At 70.5% G+C, this 1,321-nt stretch carries 1 protein-coding gene; it reads left to right on the top strand.

Annotated features, from left to right (window positions below):
- Positions 1–2: 2 nt before the first annotated feature.
- Positions 3–1,321, top strand: a 1,319-nt coding sequence (locus ACX9I7_RS32600; protein WP_459389400.1) for a malic enzyme-like NAD(P)-binding protein, incomplete at its 3' end; no start/stop codon positions are given.

A 1,321-nucleotide genomic window follows, 5' to 3' on the forward strand; every position in this document is an offset into this window, starting at 1 on the left:
CCATGGCAACGGCGCCCAGCGTCTCGTACTCGATGACGGTCCGGCTGGAGGTTCCCGCGTCGGGGACCGCGGTCAGTGAGCTGACCACGGCCGTGGAGTCCTCCGGCGGGTCCGTGACCGGCCTGGACGTGACCGCTTCCGGCCACGAGAAGCTGCGCATCGACGTCACCATGGCCACCACCTCGACCGAGCACGCCGACGAGATCGTCGAAAAGCTCCGCGGCATCGAGGGCGTCACCCTGGGCAAGGTCTCCGACCGCACGTTCCTGATGCACCTCGGCGGCAAGATCGAGATGGCCTCCAAACACCCCATCCGCAACCGCGACGACCTCTCCATGGTCTACACCCCCGGCGTCGCCCGCGTCTGCATGGCCATCGCCGAGAACCCCGAGGACGCCCGCCGCCTGACCATCAAGCGCAACAGCGTCGCCGTGGTCACCGACGGCTCCGCCGTCCTCGGGCTGGGCAACATCGGCCCCAAGGCCGCCCTGCCCGTCATGGAGGGCAAGGCCGCCCTCTTCAAGCGCTTCGCCGGCATCGACGCCTGGCCGATCTGCCTGGACACCCAGGACTCCGACGCCATCGTCGAGATCGTCAAGGCCATCGCCCCCGGCTTCGCCGGCATCAACCTCGAGGACATCTCCGCCCCCCGCTGCTTCGAGATCGAAGCCCGCCTGCGCGAAGCCCTCGACATCCCCGTCTTCCACGACGACCAGCACGGCACCGCCATCGTCGTCCTGGCCGCCCTCACCAACGCCCTGCGCGTGGTCGGCAAGAACATCGGCGACGTCCGCGTCGTGATGTCCGGCGCCGGCGCGGCCGGCACCGCGATCCTCAAGCTCCTGATCGCGGCCGGGGTACGGCACGCGGTCGTCGCCGACATCCACGGCGTCGTCCACAGCCACCGCCCCGACCTCGTCTCCGCCAGCCCGGAATCCGCGCTGCGCTGGATCGCGGACAACACCAACCCCGAGGGCGTCACGGGCACGCTGAAGGAGGCCGTGCGCGGCGCGGACGTCTTCATCGGCGTCTCCGCCCCCAACGTCCTGGACGGCGAGGACGTCGCCGCGATGGCCGAGAACGGCATCGTCTTCGCGCTGGCCAACCCCGACCCCGAGGTCGACCCCGCCATCGCCCGCAAGACCGCCGCGGTGGTGGCCACCGGCCGCTCGGACTTCCCCAACCAGATCAACAACGTGCTGGTCTTCCCCGGCGTCTTCCGCGGCCTGCTCGACGCCCAGTCCCGCACCGTCAACACCGACATGATGCTCGCCGCCGCCCGCGCCCTCGCCGACGTCGTCGCCGAGAACGAACTCAACGC

The organism is Streptomyces sp. L500 (genome assembly GCF_054551825.1).